The sequence below is a fragment of the Microbispora hainanensis genome, from assembly GCF_006874475.1.
Lineage (GTDB): Bacteria > Actinomycetota > Actinomycetes > Streptosporangiales > Streptosporangiaceae > Microbispora > Microbispora hainanensis.
In genome coordinates this window covers 57,369-79,236 of record NZ_VIRM01000022.1, presented here as the reverse complement: position 1 = coordinate 79,236, position 21,868 = coordinate 57,369, and the positions used below count along the sequence as shown (strand labels likewise).

The 21,868-nt window shown below is 72.9% G+C and carries 19 protein-coding genes and 1 pseudogene; 5 read left to right on the top strand and 15 right to left on the bottom strand.

What is annotated here, in order from left to right:
- Nucleotides 1–34: 34 nt before the first annotated feature.
- A pseudogene (locus tag FLX08_RS42160) lies at nt 35–277 on the bottom strand (ATP-binding cassette domain-containing protein); the annotation flags it as partial.
- 46 nt (nt 278–323) lie between these two features.
- Between FLX08_RS42160 and FLX08_RS19225 the strand changes: the two are divergent.
- Nucleotides 324–962, top strand: coding sequence for a TetR/AcrR family transcriptional regulator (locus tag FLX08_RS19225; RefSeq protein ID WP_142620256.1), 639 nt, complete (start codon nt 324–326; stop codon nt 960–962).
- Here FLX08_RS19225 and FLX08_RS19220 read toward each other — a convergent pair whose 3' ends face one another.
- Nucleotides 963–1,868, bottom strand: a complete 906-nt coding sequence (locus FLX08_RS19220; protein WP_142620255.1) for a hypothetical protein — start codon at nt 1,866–1,868, stop codon at nt 963–965.
- Between the two features lie 266 nt (nt 1,869–2,134).
- Between FLX08_RS19220 and FLX08_RS19215 the strand changes: the two genes are divergently transcribed.
- On the top strand, nt 2,135–2,884 hold the full coding sequence (locus FLX08_RS19215) for a Uma2 family endonuclease (protein ID WP_142620254.1): 750 nt from the start codon (nt 2,135–2,137) through the stop codon (nt 2,882–2,884).
- Here FLX08_RS19215 and FLX08_RS19210 read toward each other — a convergent pair.
- The 3 genes from FLX08_RS19210 to FLX08_RS19200 all read right to left on the bottom strand — a co-directional run bounded on the left by FLX08_RS19210 (nt 2,859) and on the right by FLX08_RS19200 (nt 10,290).
- A complete protein-coding gene (locus FLX08_RS19210; RefSeq protein WP_142620253.1) occupies nt 2,859–6,116 on the bottom strand; it encodes an ATP-dependent helicase in 3,258 nt (1,085 codons plus the stop codon). The genes FLX08_RS19215 and FLX08_RS19210 overlap by 26 nt on opposite strands.
- Nucleotides 6,110–9,367, bottom strand: a complete 3,258-nt coding sequence (locus tag FLX08_RS19205) for an ATP-dependent helicase (RefSeq protein WP_142620252.1) — start codon at nt 9,365–9,367, stop codon at nt 6,110–6,112. The genes FLX08_RS19210 and FLX08_RS19205 overlap by 7 nt, the downstream gene beginning before the upstream one ends.
- Before the next feature lie 71 nt (nt 9,368–9,438).
- Nucleotides 9,439–10,290 carry a helix-turn-helix transcriptional regulator gene (locus FLX08_RS19200; protein WP_142620251.1) on the bottom strand — a complete coding sequence of 284 codons (852 nt, stop codon included), beginning with the start codon at nt 10,288–10,290 and terminating at the stop codon, nt 9,439–9,441.
- A gap of 120 nt (nt 10,291–10,410) precedes the next feature.
- Here FLX08_RS19200 and FLX08_RS19195 point away from each other — a divergent pair, with 120 nt between their 5' ends.
- Entirely contained in the window at nt 10,411–11,172 is a 762-nt protein-coding gene (locus FLX08_RS19195) for an SDR family oxidoreductase (RefSeq protein WP_142620250.1), read from the top strand.
- Nucleotides 11,173–11,185: 13 nt separating this feature from the next.
- Here the strand turns inward: FLX08_RS19195 and FLX08_RS19190 are convergent, their stop codons facing one another.
- The 10 genes from FLX08_RS19190 to FLX08_RS19145 form a co-directional block, all read right to left on the bottom strand.
- On the bottom strand, nt 11,186–11,728 hold the full coding sequence (locus tag FLX08_RS19190) for an RDD family protein (protein WP_142620249.1): 543 nt from the start codon (nt 11,726–11,728) through the stop codon (nt 11,186–11,188).
- A 59-nt stretch (nt 11,729–11,787) separates the two neighbouring features.
- Nucleotides 11,788–12,204 (bottom strand): DUF6010 family protein, encoded by a 417-nt coding sequence (locus FLX08_RS19185; RefSeq protein ID WP_142620248.1) that lies wholly within the window; start codon nt 12,202–12,204, stop codon nt 11,788–11,790.
- Nucleotides 12,205–12,333: 129 nt separating this feature from the next.
- The gene (locus FLX08_RS19180; protein ID WP_208761534.1) at nt 12,334–12,867 is read right to left on the bottom strand and encodes a signal peptidase II; all 534 of its coding nucleotides are present in this window, start codon (nt 12,865–12,867) and stop codon (nt 12,334–12,336) included.
- Between the two features lie 35 nt (nt 12,868–12,902).
- Nucleotides 12,903–15,800: a CDP-glycerol glycerophosphotransferase family protein gene (locus FLX08_RS19175; protein ID WP_142620247.1), complete on the bottom strand. Its 2,898-nt coding sequence runs from the start codon at nt 15,798–15,800 to the stop codon at nt 12,903–12,905.
- Nucleotides 15,801–16,046: 246 nt separating this feature from the next.
- Nucleotides 16,047–16,364: an MGMT family protein gene (locus FLX08_RS19170; protein ID WP_142620246.1), complete on the bottom strand. Its 318-nt coding sequence runs from the start codon at nt 16,362–16,364 to the stop codon at nt 16,047–16,049.
- Complete coding sequence (locus tag FLX08_RS19165; protein ID WP_142620245.1) at nt 16,361–16,729, bottom strand: hypothetical protein; 369 nt, start codon at nt 16,727–16,729, stop codon at nt 16,361–16,363. Before FLX08_RS19165 ends, FLX08_RS19170 begins: the two co-directional genes overlap by 4 nt.
- 136 nt (nt 16,730–16,865) lie before the next feature.
- Complete coding sequence (locus FLX08_RS19160; protein WP_142620244.1) at nt 16,866–18,032, bottom strand: S8 family serine peptidase; 1,167 nt, start codon at nt 18,030–18,032, stop codon at nt 16,866–16,868.
- Nucleotides 18,026–18,931, bottom strand: coding sequence for a hypothetical protein (locus FLX08_RS19155; RefSeq protein WP_244312746.1), 906 nt, complete (start codon nt 18,929–18,931; stop codon nt 18,026–18,028). The genes FLX08_RS19160 and FLX08_RS19155 overlap by 7 nt, the downstream gene beginning before the upstream one ends.
- Nucleotides 18,932–18,940: 9 nt before the next feature.
- Nucleotides 18,941–20,206, bottom strand: coding sequence for a S8 family peptidase (locus FLX08_RS19150; protein ID WP_142620243.1), 1,266 nt, complete (start codon nt 20,204–20,206; stop codon nt 18,941–18,943).
- Complete coding sequence (locus FLX08_RS19145) at nt 20,200–20,919, bottom strand: hypothetical protein (RefSeq protein WP_142620242.1); 720 nt, start codon at nt 20,917–20,919, stop codon at nt 20,200–20,202. Before FLX08_RS19145 ends, FLX08_RS19150 begins: the two co-directional genes overlap by 7 nt.
- A gap of 150 nt (nt 20,920–21,069) precedes the next feature.
- Between FLX08_RS19145 and FLX08_RS19140 the strand changes: the two genes are divergently transcribed.
- Together FLX08_RS19140 and FLX08_RS19135 are read left to right on the top strand one after the other, a co-directional pair.
- Entirely contained in the window at nt 21,070–21,549 is a 480-nt protein-coding gene (locus tag FLX08_RS19140) for a hypothetical protein (protein WP_142620241.1), read from the top strand.
- Nucleotides 21,549–21,860: a winged helix-turn-helix domain-containing protein gene (locus tag FLX08_RS19135; RefSeq protein ID WP_142620240.1), complete on the top strand. Its 312-nt coding sequence runs from the start codon at nt 21,549–21,551 to the stop codon at nt 21,858–21,860. The genes FLX08_RS19140 and FLX08_RS19135 overlap by 1 nt, the downstream gene beginning before the upstream one ends.
- Nucleotides 21,861–21,868: the final 8 nt, after the last annotated feature.

The window sequence follows — 21,868 nt, the reverse complement described above, 5'->3', positions numbered from 1 at the left end:
CCCGGACGCTCACGCGGTTGTACAGGGCGAGCTCCTGCGGAGCCACCCCGAGCAGACGTCGTACGGCACCGCCGGAGCGGATCGCGTCATGCCCGGCGACCGACAGGCGGCCGGCGTCGGGGCGCACCAGGCCGGTGACGATCTCGACGAAGGTGGTCTTGCCCGCGCCGTTGTGGCCGATCAGGCCGGCGATCTCGCCGGGCGCGACCGTGAGGCCGAAGCCGTCGAGCACGTGGCGCGGGCCGTAGCGCTTCACCAGCTTCTCCGCGGCGAGCATCCGGTCCCTCCGATGTATACGGTGTATACGTCTACACTGTATACCTATGGGCGGCAGGCGGGAAGAGATCCTGGAGGCGGCGCTGGCCATCGCCGACGAGCGCGGGCTCGACGGGGTCTCGATGCGCGCGGTGGCCGAGCGTGTCGGAGTGACCCCGATGGCGCTGTATCGGCATGTCGGCGGCAAGGCCGAGCTGCTCGACGCCATGGTCGGGCACCTGCTTTCGGCACTCCTGCCGCCGGATCGGAGCCGGGATCGGCAGGAGCCTCAGCGGTGGGACGAACGGCTCGCGGCCCTCGCACGCGCCGTCCGGGCGATGGTCCGGCGGCATCCCTGGGCGGCGCCCCTGCTGTTCTCCCGGCCCGCCGTCACGCCGGACGCCGTCCGCGCGGTGGACGTGATCTACGACGCGCTCATCGAGGCCGGGGTGCCGGATCGCGAAGTGCCCCGGCTGGAGCGCCTGCTCAGCACGTTCGTGATCGGCTTCGCCGCCTCCGAGGTCTCGGGCCGCTTCACGAGCGGCGACCCCGATCCGCGCGGGCACCGCGGCAGTCACCCCGAGGGCGGCTTTCCCGCTCACGCCAGGCTCACGCCATGGCTCCGCCTGCCCGCCGACCTCGCCACCGAGTTCGAGGCCGACCTGGACGACGTCCTGCGGCTGATCGAGGCGGCCGCCGGTCGGTGATCACCAGGACAGCGTGAGCGTGCCGTCGAAGACCTTGGCGGAGTTGGCGAGGCGGGCCTCGTTGAGCGATCTGATGACGTCGAGCCGGGCCCGGTTCCGGCCGATGACCCGGTTCTCGGCCTCGACGAAGACCTCGCGGCGAGCGTCGGTGTAGCCGGTCTCGGCCCGGCATCGCACGTCCGCGACCGCAGTGTCGATCTCGGCCTTCGTGCCGCGCGGCTTGGGGGTGTGACCAGGCGAGTCGTCGTTGACGGTCGCCGCCCAGCGCCGGTCGCCACCGGCCTCGACGGTGCTCCGATAGTCGAACCCCTCCGACCGCATGCAGTCGCTCCACTCGCGTTCGGCCGCCGCGATCCGCGGGTCCTTCACGGCCACGTCGGCCGCGGCGTCGACGAAACGCGGGACCTCGTCGTCGTCGAACCTCTTGCCGGCGTCGGCCGGGCTCACGCCTCGCGCTCCACGGTTCAGCAGGGCGTCCGCCTTGGCCCTGCAGCCTCCGGGCGGCACCGTCCGTCCGCGGTATCGCCGGACCTTCCCTTCCAGCACGCCGAACTCCTCGTCGCCGACCGAGTACGACGGCACGCCGGTCATCTCGACCGAGCTCCGTCCAGCCTGCAGATATCCGGATTCTGCGGCCTGCCGGGGATCGAGCCACCCCAGGAGATCGACATTGCGCAGGTCGGTCACCGGCTGGACGGCGGGAAAGCGGAAATCGATCCCCACATGGCGCAGGCATTCCTCCATCAGCATGAACCGGGCTCGAGTCACCTGGGCGCGATCCTTCGCGCCGAGACTGTAGGCGTCCAAGGGAAGCGTGAGATCCGGAGTATTCGCCGCCGCCGACGCCGAACACCCGGTCACCACCGCGACGCAGACCGCCGCCATCGTCATCCGCACAACCGACATAGGCCATTATTAGCCGATCATGAATGGTCCGCGTCGACGGAATAGAGAATCACTCCCGCGGATAATCCCGAACCCGGCGCGGGACCTTTGTGGCAGGCACGTCGCCTATGACTGATTTGAGGAGCCGATTTTCCTTCACCCGGTAGGGACTTCCTTCACCGCGTCGCCCTTCCCAGCAATTTCCCGCCCATCACTCTCCTGTTACTTTCCGTGGCGCTCTGGAAACCTTCCGTACCATCAATGGAGGAGCAGGAGAGGATGGCGCTATGGCTCTCACCAAGCCGACCAAACGCGGCAGGCACGACCACCCCGTCCCGCAGAAGCAGGACGACCCCGCCCCGGACGACCCCGTCCTCGGCGAGGACGAACCCCAGCAGGAGGCCAGGAAGCCCGAGCCCGAGCCCGACGAGCCGCAGGCCCTCCCGGACGAGGTGCTGCACCTGTGCATGCGACTCAACGACGCCGGTTATCGGGCGGAGATTCGTCGTGGGCAGGTCGTCGTGAGCCCGTGGATGAGTGAGGAGAGCAACGAGATCGTCTACCGGCTCACCAAGCTCCTGCTGCCCCTGATAACGGCGAAGGGCTGGCGCTTCTTCTGCAACTGGGCGGTCCACATCCCGCCGATGCTCGACCATCGGCTACCCGACCTGCTCGTCCTGCCGATGAAAGCCGAGCGGCTCGATCGGATGCGGGTGCACGGGCACAGCGTCCTGCTGGCCGTGGAGGTGTGCTCTCCGGGCAACCACGAGATCGACTGGAAGGAGAAGCCACTCGACTACGCGCGGGCGGGCGTGCCGCTCTACCTGATCGTGGACCCCCTGGCGACTCCACGCACGGTGACCCTGATGAGCGACCCGCTCCCCGACCTCGGCCCCCGCGACGAGCGGCAGCCGTACCGGCGGATGGTGACCGCCGAGGAGGGCGAGGTGCTGGAGCTGCCCGAACCGTTCGGGATAAAGATCGAGACGAGCGCGCTCTTCGACCCGGTGGTCAGTCCTCCGGAACCCGCTGAATGAGCGTGGTGAGACCGTCCGCGTCGAGGAGATCCACCGGGCGGACGGTCTCGTTCGAGCGCACGTAGTGGAAGGCCGCCCCGACCTTCTCCAACGGCACCCCGGCCAGCGCGGCCCAGGCCACCCGGTAGGCCGCGAGCTGCACCGACGCGGTCTCGGCGGCCCTGCCCTGCGGCCGTTCACCGGTCTTCCAGTCGACCACCACGTAGCCGTCGCCCTCACGGAAGACCGCGTCCATCCGCCCGCGCAGCAGACGGTCGCCGATCATGGTCTCGAACGGGACCTCCAGGTCGACCGGCTCACGCGCGGCCCACTCGCTCTCCTCGAACCGCTCCTGCAGCTCGGCGAGCTGGATCTCGGTCTCCGACAGCTCGTCGGCGGCGCCGGGCAGCTCCAGGTCGTCGATCAGGCGCTGCTGGCCCCAGCGCGACTCCAGCCACCGGTGGAAGGTGGTGCCCCGGCGCGCCAGCGGGGCAGGGCGGCGCGGCAGCGGACGACGCACCTGCCGGGCGAACGCCGCCGGGTCCTGGGCCAGCGTGACCAGCGACGACACCGACAGCCGCGACGGCAGCTCCACGACCGCCCCGGCCCGCTGCCGGTTCGTCTCCCGCTCGCGCAGCAGCAGGTCGGTGTCGCGCGCCCAGGCCCGCAGCCGCTCCCGGTCGCGGTCCCTGAGCAGGGCGTGATCGTCCGCCGCCGGGGGCGGGGCGTCGCCCATCATCGCCTCCTCCACGAGGCGGGCGCCGTCGAGGATCGCGTCGCGCACCGTGACGGACGGCCACTCGGCCACCGGCGGCTCGGCGAGCAGCGGATTGTCCGTGCTCTCCGCGTCCTCGGCCCAGCGGACGACCCGGGCGCCCGCCTCGCGGATCTCCCGCAGGAAGTCCGACGGCTCCAGAGGCCGCGACGAGGTGCCCCAGCGGTAGCCGGAGGCGATCAGCAGGTAGTGCGCCCTGGTGACGGCGACGTACGCCAGCCGCCGCTCCTCCATCAGGTCGCGGTCGCGGCAGCGCTCGTCGAAGGCGCCCAATGCCTCCCGGTCCAGCCCGGCCAGCTCGGGCAGGTCCGCGCTGTCCCCCCGCAGCGGGTACGGCAGCTTGCGCGGGTTCTCCGTCCAGCGTGAGTTGGTGACCGGGGTCGCGGGGAACATGCTGCCCTTGATCAGCCCGCCCTTCTGGGAGGTGAGCTGCGACAGTCCCGGCACCACCACGACCGGCCACTCAAGCCCCTTGGAGGCGTGGACGGTCATCAGCTTGACCGTGTTGCTGTCGCCGACCCGCCCGGCCTCCAGCCCGAACTCCTCGCTCTCCGCCGCCTTGAGGTACGCCAGGAACGCGCCGAGCGTCGGGTCCTCCGAGTCGCCGGCGAACCGGGAGGCGGCGTCGAGGAAGGCGTCGAGGTCGGCGCGGGCGGCGAGCGGGCTGCCTCCCCTGGCGGCGACCTCCACGTCGAGGCCGAGCCTGCGCTCGATCTCGCTGATCAGGTCGGGCAGCGGCTGTCCCGCGTGGGCGCGCAGCCAGCGCAGCTCACGGGCGACGGCGGGCAGCCGCATCCGCGCCAGCGCGGAGAACCGCTCCAGCCAGTCGGGCCGGTCGGGCAGCTCGTCGAGTGCGTCGATCAGGCTGCCGCGCTCCTCGGCGAGGTCGGCGACGACCTGGTCGAGCGGGTCTTCCGGCCGTGGTCCTCCCCTGGCCTGCCTGATCTCCTTGTTGAGCTCGCGGGCCAGGTCGCCGAGCACCTTGAGGTCGGCCGGGCCGATCCGCCAGCGCGGGCCTGCGAGCAGCCGCACCAGCGCGTCCCCGGCGGTCGGGTCGTACAGGGCCCGCAGGGTCGCCACGATGTCGGCCACCTCGGGCACGGTGAGCAGCCCGCCGAGGCCCACGACCTCCACGGGGATCCCCCGGGCCTCCAGGGCCCGGCGCAGGGCCGGGAACTGCGACCGCTTGCGGGCGAGGATCGCGACGTCCTGCGGCTGCAGGGCGGGGCCGCGCTTGGCCCGCTCGCCCTCGCCCCAGGGCAGGCCGTCCGGGGCGTCCTCGCCGTGCAGCATGCCGGCCAGGCCCTCGGCGATCCACTCCGCCTCGTCCTCGGCCGTCTCGTGGAAGGCGCACAGCACCCGGCCCCGGCCCACCCGGTTGCCGCCCGGCACCAGCACCGGCACCTCACTGGCCTCCCGGCGCAGGGGCGCCTGGATCCGGGCCGCGACGCCGAGCACGTGCTCGCCGTTGCGGAAGCTGACCGACAGCCGCCGCACCTGGGCGGGTTCTCCGGACGCCGCGGGGAAGTCCCGGGGGAACCGGGACAGGTTGCCCGCCGAGGCGCCGCGCCATCCGTAGATCGACTGGCAGGGGTCGCCGACCGCCGTGACGGGGTGGCCCCCGCCGTACAGCGAACGCAGCAGCACGAGCTGGGCGTGGCTGGTGTCCTGATATTCGTCGAGCAGCACGACGGAGAACCGGGACCGCTCGGACGCGCCGACCTCCGGATGCCGCGAGGCGATCCGCGCGGCCAGCGCCATCTGGTCGCCGTAGTCGATGACCTCCCTGGACCGCTTGAGCCGTTCGTACGCCTCGACCATCGGCAGCAGTTGCTCGCGGACGGCCTGGGTCTCGACCGGCTTGCGCTGGTCCTTGACGATCCGCCCGGTAAGCGAGGCCAGGCGCTCGCGCAGCCAGTCGCCGACCTCGCGTACGTCCGACGGGTCGCGCAGGTGCTCGGCGAGCTCTCCGGCCAGTTCGAGCACGGCGGCGGTGACGCTGGGCGGAGACAGGTCCACCCGGTCCATCGGCCCGTCATACTGGCCCACCACCCGGGCGGCCATCTGCCAGGCGACGGCGGGCGTGACGAGCCGCATGGTGGGCTCCAGCCCCTCGCGCAGCGCGTGGTCGGTCACCAGCCGGGCGGCGTACGCGTGATAGGTGGAGACCGTCGGCTCGGAGTCGAGCAGCTCGGGCTCGACCAGCCCGGCCGCCGCCAGCCCCGCCAGCCGCCGGCGCACCCGTTCGGCCAGCTCGGCGGCGGCCTTGCGCGTGAAGGTGAGGCCGAGGATCTGCTCGGGCCTGGCCAGGCCGTTGGCGACCAGCCAGACCACCCGCCCGGCCATGGTCTCGCTCTTGCCGGATCCCGCCCCCGCCACCACCACCATCGGCTCCGGGGGCGCCTCGATGACGGCCGCCTGCTCGGGGGTGGGCGGGAGGATCCCGAGCCGACCGGCCAGCTCACCGGGCGTCAGCACACCTGTCCTCCGTTGTCGTTCACAGGGCAGGCGATTTTAGCGGCACAGTTGCGGCAGCCGTCGTTGACCGTGGCGACGAACACCTTGGCGGACATGCCGGTCGCCACCGTCTTGACCAGGGTCTCCGCCCAGTCGGGCTCGGGGTCGTCGGCGAGCGCCCGCTGCGCCTGCTCCCTGGCGTCGGCCGACTGGCCCGCCGCCTTGCCCAGATGCAGCAGCGACGCGCCGCCCGGCTGGAGGAGGCCGTGCCGTTCGAACGCCCCGAGCGTCGTGGCGAGCTGATACACCCCCAGCTGCGGATGCCGGTCGATCTCGGTGTCCTTGGGCCTGCCGCTGCCGGTCTTGATGTCGATGATCACCGCCCGGCCGGTCTCGTCCCGCTCGACCCGGTCCACCCGCCCGGTGATCTGGATGTCGTGGCCCGGCACCCGTACGGTGAACGCCTCCTCCACAGCGACCAGGTCGCGTGGTCTGTCCTTCTGCCACCGGACGAACCTGTCGACCATCTGCTCGGCGACGCGGCGCTGCTTGCGGTTGAACCACAGCCCGCCGAAGTCGAACTGGTCCCAGATGTCGTCGAGCCGCTTGACGTAGTCGGTGCCGTCCTCGGTGGCCATGGCGGCGATCGCGTGGACGACCGTGCCGAGGTTCTGGGTGACGTTCGACGACCCGGCCCCGACCGCGGTCTCCAGCATCCAGCGCAGGCCGCACTTGGTGAAGCTCTCCACCGACGACGGGGAGATCTGGACGACGTCGTCGGGCCAGCCGAGCGGCCGGTCGTCGGAGATCGGGGTCAGCGCGTACCACTCGCCGGGGTTGGCCCCGGGCACCCCCGCCTGGGCCAGCCTGGCGAGGTGCGCGGCCGCCTCGCGGCGCATCGCCTCGGGCTTGGTCGTGTCGCACACCGCCGCGCGCAGGTCCGCGACCAGCGCCGACATGCTGAGCCACCGCGCCCGGTCGTCCACGGTCGCCGCCTCCACCCCGCCGGGCAGCAGCTCGGTGAGGAACCGGGAGGGCCGTTCGTCGGTGTCCTCGCCGCCGACGGCCGTGACGACGAGTTTCCTGCGGGCGCGGGTGGCCGCGACGTAGAACAGCCGCCGCTCCTCGGCGAGCAGCTTGGACGCCAGCGCGGCGGTCGCCGCCTGCGTGGTGTCCAGCGCCGAGCCGCCCGCGAACTCCACTCCGCCCGTGAACTCCACCCCGCCCGCCAGATCCACCAGCGCCTCGGTGCCGAGGAGCGAACCGCGCAGGCGCAGGTCGGGCCACAGGCCCTCCTGGACGCCGGCGACCACCACCACGTCCCATTCCAGGCCCTTCGACCGGTGCGCGGTCAGGATCCGTACGGCGTCGCCCTCGGGGGCCGACTCGGCCAGCGAGTCGCCGGCGATCTCCTGGGACGTCAGGTCGTCGAGGAACACCGCGACCCCGGCCTTGGGCAGCCGGTCGGTGAAGCGGGCCACATGGTCGAACAGGGCCACGACGGCGTCGAGGTCGCGGTCGGCCTGGGCGCCCCGGGCACCGCCCGCGAGGCTGGCCTCGGTCCAGCGCTCCGCGAGCCCGCTGGCCTGCCAGATCTCCCACAGCGTCTCCTCGGCGCCCTGGCCGTGCCGTACGGCCTCGCGGGCGGTCGCGATGAGCCGCGCGAGCCGTTCCGCCGGCGCCGCGACGTGGGGCTCGACGCCGCCCAGCTCCCGGGCGTCGCGCAGCGCCGCGACCAGCAGCTCGTCCGACGAGCGCGGGGTGAAGGGCAGCGGCGGCTGACCCGCCTCCTCCGCGGCGGCGGCCTCCGCGGCGACCGCCTCGTGCTCGGCGATCCGCAGGGCGCGGCGCAGCCGGCGCACGCCGATCATGTCGGTGCCGCCGAGCGGACCGGTCAGCAGTTCCTCGGCGGTCGCGACGTCGAGCGCGGCCGGCGCGGCGGCGATCCGCAGCAGCGTGATCAGCGGCCGGACGCCGGGCTCCTGCACCAACGGGAGCTCGTCGCCCGCGACCACGACGGGCACGCCCGCGGTGACCAGCGCCCGCCGCAGCAGCGGCACGTGGCGCACGGCGCTGCGCACCAGCACCGCCATGCGCGACCACGGCACCCCGTCGAGCAGGTGCGCCCGGCGCAGCGTGTCGGCCACCACCGCGGCCTCCTGGCTGGTGCTGTCGGCCAGCAGGACCTTCACCTCGCCCGGGTCGGCGTCCTCCAGCGGGATCAGGTCCCGGTGGCCGCCGGTCCTGTTCTCATGGCCTGGTACGGCCGGGAGGCGGCCGGCGACGCGGCGGGAGGCCTCCAGCAGGGCCGGGCCGCTGCGGCGGCACACCCGCAGCGCGACCACCGGGGCGTCCCGCCCGTCGCGCGCAGGGAAGCGCTCGGGGAACCGGAGGATGCCCTGCACGTCGGCGCCGCGGAAGCCGTAGATCGACTGGTCGGGGTCGCCCACGGCGATCAGGTCGCGGCCGTCTCCCGCGAGCTGCCTGAGCAGGAACTCCTGCGCCGGGTCGGTGTCCTGGTATTCGTCGACGAGCACCAGGTCGTACGCGTCCCGCTCGCGCCGCCGCACCTCGCCGTCGGCGAGCAGACCGGCCGCCTCGCGGATCAGCTCCGAGTAGTCCAGCGCGGGCACCGGATCGAGGTCGAACCGGTCCTGATAGCGGTAGGAGAACAGCCCGGCGGCCTCCCAGTCGGGCCTGCCGTGCTCGCGGCCCAACCGCACCAGCGCGTCGCCGTACAGGCCGCGCTCGGCCGCGCGGGACAGGAAGTCGCGCAGCTCCTCGGCGAACCCCCGGGTCTTGAGCAGCTCCCGCATGTCCGGGGGCCAGTGCCGCGCGCCGTCCTCCAGCTCGCCGTGCAGCAGCCGCCGGATCTCCAGCAGCTGCTCGGGACCGGTGAGCAGGCGCGGCGGCGGCTCACCGGCCAGCACCGCCTCACGGCGCAGCAGCGCGTACGCGTAGCTGTGGAAGGTGAGGGCCAGCGGGGTCCTGGTGGTCCTGCGCATCCGGGCGGTGATCCGCTCGCGCAGCTCGCCGGCCGCCTTGCGGCTGAAGGTGAGGACGAGCACCCGCTCGGGGTCCACGCCGCGGCGCTCGACCCGGTCGACGACGGTCTCCACGATCGTGGTGGTCTTGCCGGTGCCCGGCCCGGCGAGCACGAGCAGCGGGCCGCTCTCGTGCTCGACGACGGCGCGCTGATGTTCGTCCAGCACGGGAGCCGCGCGGCGTCCCACTCCCCCGCGACGCACCAGCCGGTAGTTCTGACCACTCACAACACAGCATTCCACCAGATCACTGAGACAGATCGTGCCCGAATGCCCACTCCATGTCCCAGTGGGGCGGATCAGTCGGCCGCGGTCACCCGTACGTCCGGTTCGTCCAGATCGCCGCGATGCGCCCGCCAGAGCCGGGCCAGCACACGGCCGGTTGGGGAGGCCGGATCGGCCGTGTACATGACGACCAGCAGATCGGGGTCCCCCGGCAGGGCCAGGGTCTCGTACGCGAAGTCGAGGTCGCCGAGCTCCGGGTGGCGCAGCAGCTTGACGCCGAAGGTCTTCTCGGCGACCCGGTGCTCCTCCCACAGGCGGGCGAAGCCGGGGTCGGCGGACAGGCCGGCGACGAGCGGGCCCAGCAGCGGGTCGCCGGGGTGCCTCCCGGCGTACAGCCGCAGATAGGAGATGGTCTCGGCGGCCACGGCCGGCCAGTCGCGATAGAGGGAGCGCGCACGCGGCGTCAGGAACGTCTGGCGGGCCATGTTGCGCTCGCCCTCGGGCATGTCCGAGAAACCGGTGATCGCGTCGGCGAGGGCGTTCCAGGCGAGCACGTCCATCCGGGGCCCGAGGACGAACGCCGGCACGGAGCCGGCCGCGTCCAGGAGCATCCGCACCCCGGGCCGGACCTGGCCGAGGGGAGCCCGCCGGTCGCCCGGCGGCCGGAGGAGGCGGCGCAGGTGCGCCCGCTCGGTGCCGTCCAGGCGCAGCACCCGCGCGACCGCGTCGAGCACCTCGTCGGAGACGTTGCGGACGCGCTGCTGCTCCAGGCGGATGTAGTACTCCGCGCTCATGCCCGCGAGCAGCGCGACCTCCTCGCGCCGCAACCCGCTGACCCGCCGCCGCCCGTGCGCCGGGAGGCCGACGTCCTCGGGCCGGATCCGGGCCCGGCGAGAGCGTAGGAACCGTCCCAGATCGCCATCCATGACGCCCCAAGACTAGTACACAGACTAGTACTGGCTTTACCAGGAAAAAGCGTGTGCTGGGTGTGCCCGGCCCGCCCCGGCAGGGTGGCTCTCGTCAACCTCGAACGCGAAGGAGTCACCATGAGCTACGAGAACCTTGCCGGACGCGTCGCCGTCGTCACGGGGGCCGCCAGCGGCATCGGAGAGGCGACGGCGCGGCTGCTGGCCGCCTCCGGCGCGAAGGTCGCGCTGCTCGCCCGCCGCGCCGACCGGCTGGAGGAGGTCGCCCGGAAGATCGCCGCGGACGGCGGCTCCGCGCTGGCCGTGGCGGCCGACGTCACCCGCGACGACAGCGTGGCGGCCGCGGCCGACCGCGTCCATGCCGAGCTCGGCCCGGTGGACCTGCTGGTCAACACCGCGGGCGTGATGCTGCCCAACCCGATCGACGACGGCCGCGTCGACGAGTGGACGCGGATGCTCGACACCAACCTCGCCGGCGCACTGCGGATCATCCGGGCCTTCACCGCCGACCTGCTCGCGGCGGGGACGGAGGGCCGGACGGCCGACCTCGTGAACATCTCGTCCATCGGCGCCCACGCCGTCTTCCCCGGCTACGCCGTCTATGGGGCGACCAAGGCCGCCCTCACCCACCTGTCGGCGAACCTTCGGGCGGAGTTCGGCCCGCGCGGCGTGCGGGTGACCAACATCGAGCCGGGCCTGACGGCGACGGAGCTGGGCGACCACGTCGACAGCCGGGAGCTCGGGGCGCAGCTCGCCGGGATGTACGAGGTCATCACGTCCCTCACCGCCGAGGACGTCGCCGACCTGATCGCCTACACGGTCAGCCGGGCCAGGCGCGTCAACCTCCGTCAGGTCGTCGTGCTTCCGGCGAACCAGGTCTGAGCGGGCCGGCCGATCACGGCGCGTGCGCCCGGACGACCCGGGTGCCGGCGAGCAGGTCGTAGGGCGTCCTGCCCGAGGGCAGGAAAAGGGCGCCCAGCCAGGCGAACATGATGACGTAGACGGTGATCGTCAGCACCATCAGAGACCCGGACGGGTTCCGGGCCTCGGCGGCGAAGCCGTACGCGACGGTGTGCCCCAGCTGCCACGGCAGAGCGATCTTGGCGGTGTTGCGCAGCAGCGCCCGCCCGAAACCGATCGGTCCCCCGGAGCGGGCGTCGACGACGATCAGGCCCCTGGCCCGCTTTCCCGGCGTGGCCTGGAAGCGGCCGGACTCACGCCGGGCGCACCAGAGGGTCACCGGCGCGATCAGGAAGAGGAACGATATGAGGTTCCACAGGGGGACGGGTAGTCGCAGTCCCGCCGAGTAGACGACCACGCCGACGGGGACCAGGAGCAGCGGAAGGATGAGGATCCACAACCAGTCGATCAGCCAGGCGGTGATGCGGCGCCAGGCCGGTGCGGGGGTCCCCCCGTTGAATGATGACGAAGTCGACATGGCGTCCTTTCATGAACGTTCAGGACGCTACCGGGGCGGAGAGGGAGAAGCGCCACTCCTCACGGAGAAACCGTCGTGCGCGGCCGGGCGATCCGGGCCCGTACGAGGCCGATGAGCGAGGGACCGCCCCAGAAGCACCACAGGGCGATGACGGGGTCGCAGACGGCGCAGCCGAAGGACGAGTCGTGGGCGAAGGGAATGATCGGGCTGCCCTTGAGGTGGTGGAGCACGTCCCAACCGGTATGCAGCAGCCAGGCGATCCCGATGAACGTCCACGACTCCAGGCCGCGGTAGGCGCAGTAGGCGACGAGGGCGGTGAAGGGGAACTCCCAGCCGCCGAGGCCCCCACCGCTGAGGTAGGCGGCCCCCGCCCCGCCCACCATGATCGCGTTGAAGCGGCGGCGGGCCGGTTCGGGGATCAGTGACATCAGCACGGCGTAGGCGAGGCCGATCAGGATCGGCAGGACAAGATTCATGGTCGTGCGGCTCTCTCGGATGGCTGTCGTGAGCGCGAGTGGCGAACCCGCGTCGGACAGCCAACCAGCCGGCCGTGTGCCCTCCCAGGGGCATTGGCGTCACATGCCGACGGGTTCCCGCCAGGCCGCCTACACCGAGGGGTGTTCCTCGCCGGCCACGCCCCCGAGAGGAACGTCGCGGAGGGCCAGCAGCAGGAGGAAGGCGCAGCCCACGGTCAGCGCGATGTCGGCGACGTTGCCGACGAACAGGCCGCCGTAGTCGATGAAGTCCACGACATGCCCCTGAGCGAAGGCGGGCGGGCGGAAGAGGCGGTCGAGCAGATGGGTGGTGGCGCCCCCGAGCAACGCCCCCAGCACGAAGGTCCACGCCCGGGAGCGCAGCCGCCGCCCGACGAACAGGATGACGGCGACCGCGACGGCCGCCACCAGGGTGAACACCCACGTCACCCCGGTGCCGGTCGAGAAGGCGGCACCGGGGTTCAGCAACAACCGGAACCCGATCAGGCCCGGGATCACCGTGATGGACTCACCGCCGGACAGTGCGGAGGTCGCCCAGAACTTGGTCGCCTGGTCCACGACCAGCACCGCCGCGGCCAGCACGAGCATCAGCGCGTACGGCCGCAGCCCTGGCCTCGTCCCCTGGGGACCTCCTCCGTCCGGCACCGGTGCCTCGCGATCCTCGGCGTTCTCGGCGCCGGTCAGGAGGAGAACACGTGGTCGATGACCCGGGCGGTGGCCTTGCCGTTGTCGTGCGGCGCGTAGGTCCGCGCGAAGGCCGCGTAACGGTCGGCCAGCTTGGCGGTCACCGCGTCGATGTTGCGCAGGGCCTCCACGACCTCGGGTGAGGTCTCCAGCCGCAGCCCCGGACGCTGGGACTCCAGGTCGAGGTACAGCCCCCGCGAGGAGCGATACTTGGCCAGGTCCGGCGTGAACAGCACGACCGGCCGCCCGGTCGCCACGAAGTCGAACATCACCGAGGAGTAGTCGGTGACGAGCACGTCGGCGATCAGCAGCAGATCGGCGGTGTCGGGATAGGTCGTCACGTCGATCGCGAAGCCGTCGTGCGCGTTCACGTGCGGGAAGGCCTGCATCATGTGCCCGCGGACCAGCACGACGTGATCGGCGCCGAGCGCCCGCTTCGCGTCCGCCAGGTCGAGCTTGACCGTGGCGTTCCTGCGGTCGTAGTCGCGGTAGGTCGGCGCGTACAGGACGACCCGCTTGCCCTCGGGGATGCCGATCCGGCGCCGGATCTCGGCCGCCATCGCGTCACGCTCGCCGGAGACGAGCACGTCGTTGCGCGGGTAGCCCGACTCAAGGATCTCGCCCTCGTAGCCGAACGCCTTGCGCAGGACGGACGACGCCCACGGGCTCTGCGACAGCAGCAGGTCCCAGCCGCGCACCTCCACCGCCTGGCGGTGCCACACCGGGGGCCGGGGCTCGCGCTTCATGTGCGCCTGGTCGCGGCCGATGTGCTTGACCGGCGTGCCGTGCCAGGTCTGCACGCACACCTGGTCGTCGCGGGTGCGGAACCACTGCGGCATGAAGCCGTTGGACACGATGTAGCGGGCGCGGGCCAGCGCCTCGTAGTGCTCCCGGCTGCCCTCGCGGACGACCGTGGGCGTCACGCCGTCGCCGAGGCCCAGCTCGCGCGAGCCCGGCGGGACGAACGCGCCGTCCCTGACGACCCAGATGTGCTCGCCCTCGTCGCCGCGCCGCACCCGCTCCTCGTAGATGGCGCGCGGGTTGTCGGAGTAGGCACGGCCGTCGAAGGAGACGTAGACGGTGGCCTCACGCAGCGGCCGGGCGCGCTCGGCGGGGTAGAAGGTGCGGCTGAGCGCCCACACGCCCGCCGCGCTCCGCTCGTCGCCGGGCCGGTCCTCGGCCGCCACCAGCACGGGCACGTCGTAACGGGTGGCGACGAACCGGTAGACCCGGCCGTCGATGAGCCGGGGGCTCTCGTCCAGCGCGTCGAGGCCGGCGTGGTCGAACCGGACGGGCACCATCGCGGGGCCGTACCGGCCGGGCGGGGCCACCGAGACGTTCCAGGTGCCCTCGGCCAGCGGCACGGCCGACCCGAAGCGCGGCATCGCGCCGGGCGACAGCCGTACGGTGAAGCGCTCGCCGTCGCGCTCCAGGGGCACGCGGATCGTGAGCCCGCCCCGGTGCCGCAGCACGAGGTCGCGCGGGCCCTGGTCGGGGTCGGGGTAGCGGCCGGTGAGCGTGATCGACTCGTCGTGCCACTCGGCCGAGGTGATCACCGGCAGGATCTTGTGACCCGAGATGACGACCCGGTCGCGCCGGTCGCCCTGCACCGTGACCTCGCGCTCGCCGAGCAGCAGGCGGGTCTCCTCCGCGCCCTCCAGCATGACGGCGGCGGCCGGGTCTCCCTTGGGCTCGACCCACAGCCGGCGGGACTCGGCGTTGAGCAGGGTGCCGACCGCGAGCGACAGCGAGAACCGGCTGCCGCCCTCGACCGGGGTGAAGTCGGCCGACATGCGGTGGCCGCCGACGCGGGCCTTGCCCTTGGTGACGGGCCGGCCCGGCAGGAAGCCGGTGAGCTCGATGTTGTCGCCGTTCAGCCGCACACCGGTGAGCTGGGCGCGGGTCGGCTGGTAGACCACCTGCAGCGCCTTGTCGGAGGTCCACACGGGCCGCACCCACCAGCGCGGGCGCACCTGGAGCCCGGCCGGGCGCTCGGTGCGGCCGATCACCGGGCCGCGCAGCACGCCCTTCGCGCGGGCGGCGCGGCTCCAGATCACGATCTCGGCCCGCCAGGTGGTGGTGTCCTGGACGATGTGGCGGCGGCGCAGCACCCGCTTCGTGCCGCGCACCAGGGCCCGCACCCCGGCGCGCCAGCGCAGGGCGAACGGGTGCACCTCGGCGGTGAAGCCCGCCCAGTCGTAGTTGCATCCGGGCTCGCGGGCCGCGTGGGTCGCCTCGGGCCGGTAGGTCCTGCGGGTCTTCATCGTGATCCGGGGCAGCCAGCGGGGGCCGCGCAGCACGACGGTGGCGCGGTTGAACCGCCCGCTGCGGACCGACAGGCCCGCGATGTAGGCGTGCCCGGTCACCCTCAGGCGGTTGCCCACCCAGGTGATGTCGTCGATCTGCGTGACCGGCACGAGGTCGGCCGCCCGCAGGCGCAGCAGCGAGGGGTCGCCGACCTCCACCGGCAGGTCGGCGTACCACCGCAGGCCCCGCCGCACCCGGCGGGAGGGCTCGGCCGCGGCGGCGGCGAGCTTGGCCAGCGCGTCGCCCTCGGCGAGCTCGCCCGGGTCCTGCGTCTCGATCAGGTGGCAGGCGACCCGGCGCCCGACCGGCAGCTCCCGCTTGACCTTCGGGTCCACCTCCGCGAGGTAGGGGCGCAGCGCGTCGATGGTCTGACGGCGGCGGGCGGGCCCGCGTTTGGCGGCGGCGTCGAGGCGCAGACCCAGGGGACCGACGATCGCCTCGCGGTCGACCTCCCGGCGCTGCGCGGGGCTGAGCCCCTCCGCGCGCACGAGCGCGACCAGCGCGTCTATCGGCTCGCCCCGGTCGTATAGCTCCTGGACAGCCCGCAGTCGTTCAGCGACGGCGTCGCTCGTGGGTGCGGGTGTCATTCGGGAGGCACCACCCTTCGCCAGACCTGGTTTCAGAAAATGGTAATGCCCCCAGAACACTGCCAGACCTGACTCGCGAAAGCCTGTGGATTTCCTGTGAATCAGCGGGTGACACCCCTGTGGCACCGGGTGACGAGTGGCACTACGGGGAGGGGTGGGACGCCGATCCGACCGTCCGGGGCGCGGATCGTCAGGCCCGAAGTCAGCTCTGGAGTCAGCACCGGAAGACGGTTACGATGATCACCGTCACGGCCGGTCCCGGCCGTCCCAGCGGGCCGCGCGCATGTCCGCACGCGTCCCACGGTGCGGGGTGCCCTCCTCGCGCCACCGGGCGACGCATTCGGCCTCGAGGCCGGCCGCCGGGGTGCCGTCGGCGTGGATCACGCGCCACCAGGGCACGGCTCCGCCCCACAGCGACATCACGCGGCCGACCTGCCGCGGGCCGCCCTCGCCGAGATACTCGGCGACGTCCCCGTACGACATCACCTTGCCGCGGGGGATCCGCTCGACCACGTCGAGCACCCGCTCCGCGTACGGCGGCGGCTGGCCGCGGCCGTCCCTCAAGCGCTCCACTCGGTCGGCCCGGCCGCGAGGATCTCTTCGAGCTTGCCGAACTCGTACGTGGACGATCCGTTGATCTGCTCGACGACGCCGTTCCTGATGCCGTACGCCTCGCCGTCCTCACCCAGGAGCCGGGCCCCCATGAGATCGGTGAGAAGAGCCAGCTGGGCGACCTGCCAGTCGGACCCGGGCTGGCCGGAGAGCCGCCCCGACCAGGTCGCGATCTGATGCACCGAGTCGCCGTGGCGCGCGACGACCTCGCCCGCCTCCTGCGACCCGCGCAGCTCGAATCCGGCCCGTGCCGAGACGCTCGCGAGTTCGGCGTAGGCGAGCGGTGCATCCCGCTCTACGCGCAGCTCGTACCCCATGAGCCGCGACCTTAGCGAAATTTAACCGGGCTCTGTCACCGGAAACACGAACATCGGGAAGACCGCGTCCGAAATGCTGCAGAACGGCGGCCAACATGTGATCACCGGCGGCACTCGGGCAGCGGCGGCTTTCGGGTCAACGGCGGCGCAACGCGACGGACGCGGTGCAGAAACCGCCGATTCCCAGGGCGACGGCGATGCCGTAGATCCAGAGCCTAACCGGATCGGGCCCCGGGCGCGCCGGCCCCTCCGAGACCGGGCCACTGCCGAAATGCGCGTCGTCCTGCACCACGTCGTCCCGCATGGAGAACGCGCGGCCATATTCGGTCAGCTCCGCGGCTTTCCGCAGGGCCGCCGCCGCGTCTATGACGCCGAATCCGACTTTGTCGTCATAACCCGCGGCCGGACGAGGCCGCGAGGTCGCCGTCAAAGCACGCGACACCAACTCCGGCGGCAAATCCGGATATTTCGCCTTTATTAGTGCGATAGCGCCCGCGACGAGCGCGCTGGCCACACCGGTCCCCGAGACGGCTCCCCGGCGGCCCCCCGCGAGGGTCACGGGCACGCGGTCGCCCGGCGCGGCGACCAGGACCGAGAGGTTGTCGCTGCTGCCCGGGGTCTTGGCGCCCTTGCGGTCGACGGCGGCGACGCCCACCACCCCCGGGTAGCCCGCGGGGAACGCCCAGTAGGACGTGCCGTTCTCCCGGGCGTACGGCGACCGGCCGGCGTCCCCCACGGCCGCGACGACCACCACGCCCCTCGCCTGTGCGAAGGAGATGGCGTCCCGCTCCGCCCGGTCCACGGCGTACGCCGGGACGGGCAGGCAGATGACCTTGACGCCCCGGCCCGTGGCGTAGCGGATGCCCCGGGCGATCGGGCTGTCCTGTGTCTCCGCGGGTCCCGCCGGGCCCCCGGAAGGGTTCCGGGCCACGGGGACGGACAGCACCCGCGCCTCCGGCGCGATCCCCGGCGTCCCCCCGCCGCGTCCGCTTCCGGCGATCGCCGCGGCCAGAGCGGTCGCGTCGTCGCCCGGCGGCACCGTGTCGTCGCCGATCGCCGCGCCCGTCAGGTCGGGCCCCAGCTCGATCCGGCCGCTCAGCCCGGGCAGGCCGGCGTCGGGCTGCCCGCCGCCGAGCAGGGCGACGGTCACGCCCGCGCCCTTGCTGACCTTCCAGGCGGCGGCGGCGTTGACGGCGTCGAGCGCCCACCGCGCGTCCTCGTCGCCCGGCGCGGCCGCGGCCGCCGGTCCCGTCCCCAGGAGGACGGCCGTGATCGCCGCGCAGAGGAAGGCCGGCCTCAGCACACGTTCCCCTGTGTGCAGCGGGGGACGTCGGGGGGCTCGCCGAGGGCGCGCGCGATGCGCCCGGCCACGGTCTCGGCCACGGGCCACATCTCGCTGTTCACCTGTTCCTCCAGGGGGACGGAGGCGCGCGTCCTTCCGTCGGTGTACCCCACTGTGGAGAAGACGATGTACGGCCCGGCGCCCACCCATCCCGTGCGCTGGCGCTGGGCCGCGCCGAACGTGTCGGTGACCGTGCCGGGGAAGGCCACCGGCCGTACGCCCACCCGGTCGTCCACGGGCAGCTCGCCCGCCGCGTCGGCGCGGTCCTGCTCGCTCGGCAGCACGGCGACGCCCACGGTGACGGCGAACGTCGAGGTCTGGTCGACGTAGGTGGCGCGCAGCACGGCCTGGCAGCCGTGCTTGCGCAGCACCGCCGCCACCGGCGAGTCGACCGCCGCGGCGCACGCCGCCTCGGGGGCGATGCCCACCCGGCGCGCGTACTGCTGGGCGCGGCCGAGCGCGAGGTATGGAAGCTCCTCGGGGAAGACCATGCCGGCGGGCCACGCGCGCCACCGGCGGGCCACGTCCTCGGCCACATATCGGGCGCGCTCGGCGTCGGTGAGCGGCCTCGCCTGGTTCTCCTGGATCAGCCCGACCGATCCCAGCAGCACGTTCACCGCGGCGACGGCGAGGACGACGCCCATGATCGTGAGGTAGAGCGAGCGGAAGCGGATGCCGCGCGCGAGTTCGGCGCGTTCCCTGGCCGCCTGGGCGGCGGCGGTCCGTCCCCTCGACGCCGTCCAGGGCCGCGCGCGGGCGCGGCGCGCGGACGCGCCGAGCGGCAGCGCCCGCGGACCCGGCCGCCGGAGACCGGACGGCGTCCGCGCCGTCTGCGGGATGCGGGGCTGCTCGGGCGGCATACCTCGATGCTACGTCGGCAGGCCCGTCGGCCAAGGAGCAGGCGGCAGCGCGTCGTCCTCCTCCCGCTGCCGTCTGCGCGCCCGCCGGGTGAGGACGAGCAGGACGGCCACGCCCGCGCCCGAGCCGGCGAAGCCGCCGAGCGCGATGGCGCCGCAGAGCAGGATCGACCCCGTGTCGCGCCGTACGACCACGATGGGGTCCGGGTCGGCCGCCGCCGCACGGACGGCACGCGAGGGGTTCTGCACGCCCGTCCCCGACGCCGTGGCGCGATGCCGGGCCAGGGTGGCCGCCACGCTCAGCGCCCGGTGGGCGTTGACCACCCCGAACCCGGTGCCGGTGTTGTACGGCCCCTTCCGGGCGGGCGACGACGCGAGCGCCTGCGCGACGAGGGCGGGCGACATGCGGGGATACCGCGACTTGATCAGCGCGGCGACGCCGGAGACGAGCGCGGTCGCCTGGGAGGTCCCCCGGCCGACCCAGTATTCGTCGCCGGGGCCGGCCCCGAGGACGTCGACGCCCGGCGCGGCCACCATCACCGAGGAGTTCCGGTTGGAGAACGAGGCCCGCCTCAGCGTGGACGTGACGGCGGCCACCGAGATCACGCCGGGGATCGCCGCCGGGTAGGAGTACGGCGCGGTCCGCTTGCCCGCGCCCTCGTTGCCCGCCGCGGCGACGAGGACCACGCCCTTGGAGATCGCGTATTTGATCGCCGTGCGCTCGTCCTTCGTCGGCACGTCCTTCGACAGCGAGAGGTTGATCACCTCGGCGCCGTGGTCCACGGCATAGCGGATGCCCTTGGCGACCACGGCCTCGTAGCGCGCATCGGAGTTGAACGTGCGGAACCCGGGCTCCTCGTCTTCGAGGATCACCCGCACCGACAGCACCTTGGCCTCCGGCGCGATGCCGATGATGCCGTCGGCGCCGCCGGGACCGTGCCCGTGCCCGGCGATGAGCGAGGCCATGTAGGTGCCGTGCAGGCGCACGGGCTGCACTCCGCGCGGGTTGGCCCCGGCCGTGAAGTCCCTGCCGGTGACGACCGATCCGGCGAGGTCGCGGTGGCCGGGATCGACACCCGAGTCGAGGACCGCGACGGTCACGCCCTTGCCCTTCGTCAGCCGCCAGGCGTCGTCGGCGTCGAGCGTGCGCAGCACGTCCTGCTGGCTGAGCCGTACGTCGTCGGCCCTGGCCGGGCCGGGAACGAGGAACGTGCCACCCGCCAGGGCGAACGCGGCGGCGCACGCCGCGAGGGCCCTGCGGAGCGGCGTGGTCAGCACTGCCACTCCTTGGCGGTGCAGTCCGGGGACGCCGGCGCCGTGAGGATCGCGCCGACCTCCTCGGCCAGGTCGCCGGTAAACGAGAACATGGTCTCCCGCTGCTCACCGAGCGCACGGGCCGGACGCCCGTCGACCTGGCCCGCCGTCGCCATCACGAGGTACGGCCCGGCCGTGCGCAGGACCAGCGACTGACGGCCGCCCGCCGAGAAGCGGTCGGTCACGGTGCCGGGAAACGCAAGGGCGCGCAGGCCGGGGGCGGCCGAGCCGTCGCCGGGGAAGATGGGGACGGCCGATCGCGCCTTGAGCGCGTCGGGGAAGGCGGCCACGCCGATCGTCACCACGATGCCCTGCAGGGCGTCGAGATAGGTGGCCCGCAGGACCGCCCGGCAGCCGGCCGCCGTGATCTGACCGGCGATGGCCGTGTCGACGGCCCCGCGGCAGTCGGTGCGCGAGGAGATGCCGACCCGCCGCGCCCACTCACGCCCGCCCTGCTCGCTCGTGTAGGCCAGGGTGGCGGGGAAGATCCGGCCGGCCGGCCAGCGCTCCCAGCGCAGCGCCGTCTCGGCCGCCTGCGCCTCGCGCAGCTCCGCCGTGCTCGGCCCTCTCGTCAGCTCGGCGACGGCGGCGCTGGCGGCGATCCCGCCGACGATCGCGCAGACGAGGGTGAACGCGGAGGCCACGGCCACGGCCGGCCAGGTGCGCGTCTCGCCCACTGCGCCTCCGTTCCCGTCGTGGCCTCCCTCCTTCAGTGACCTTAACGCGACCTACCGCCAGCCATCCCCACAAATGCCATCGGAAAGTACTTGACGCTCTGGAAAGTGGAAAGTACTTTCCGAGATGGAAAGCGTTTCGAGAGGAGCCTCATGAACCCCGAGGAAGCGGCGCGGAGCCTGGCGACGATCCGGCAGACCCAGGCGAAGGCGATCACATCCCAAACCTGGCTGCCCGCCTGGTTCATCGGAGGCATCGGACTGCTCGTGACCGGAATCCTCGTCGTCAGCGAGCCCGGCACACCGGTTCCGGTGATCGTCGGCGGCGGGATCCTGCTCTTGGCGGCGCTGGGCGCCCTGATCGCCGTATTCGCCAAGACGCGGCCGATGACCGTCAGCGACCCCGCGATGAAACGCGCCTTCTCGGCCGTCTATCTGCCCTGGCTCTTCGCCGGAATCGTGCTGTGCTGGGTGGTGTCGTTCGCCCTCCAGGCCGCTGACGTGCCGTACGGGATGGCCGCCGGCGGCGTCGCGTTGACCGCCTACTTCGTCCTCGGCAGCCGGGCGATCTCCCGCCGCATCTCCCGTCGCATCGCCGGCCGGGTGGCCCGCCGATTCGAAGAGACGCGCTGATGGAGCTCGATCCCGTCATCCACGCCCCCGCCCGGCTGCAGATCGTCTCGCTGCTCGCGGCGGCCGACGAGGCCGAGTTCGCGTTCGTCCGCGACACCCTGGGCGTCAGCGACTCGGTCCTGTCCAAGCACGGCAGCGCGCTGGAGGCCGCCGGATACGTCGCCGTACGCAAGGGATATGTGGGCAAGCGGCCCAAGACGTGGTTCACGCTCACCGGCAAGGGGCGGGCGGCGTTCGCCGCCTACGTCGAGACCCTGCAGCGCATCGTCGCGCCCAGCGGCCTCAGCGTGGTGCCGGACGACCACGCGTAGCCATACGG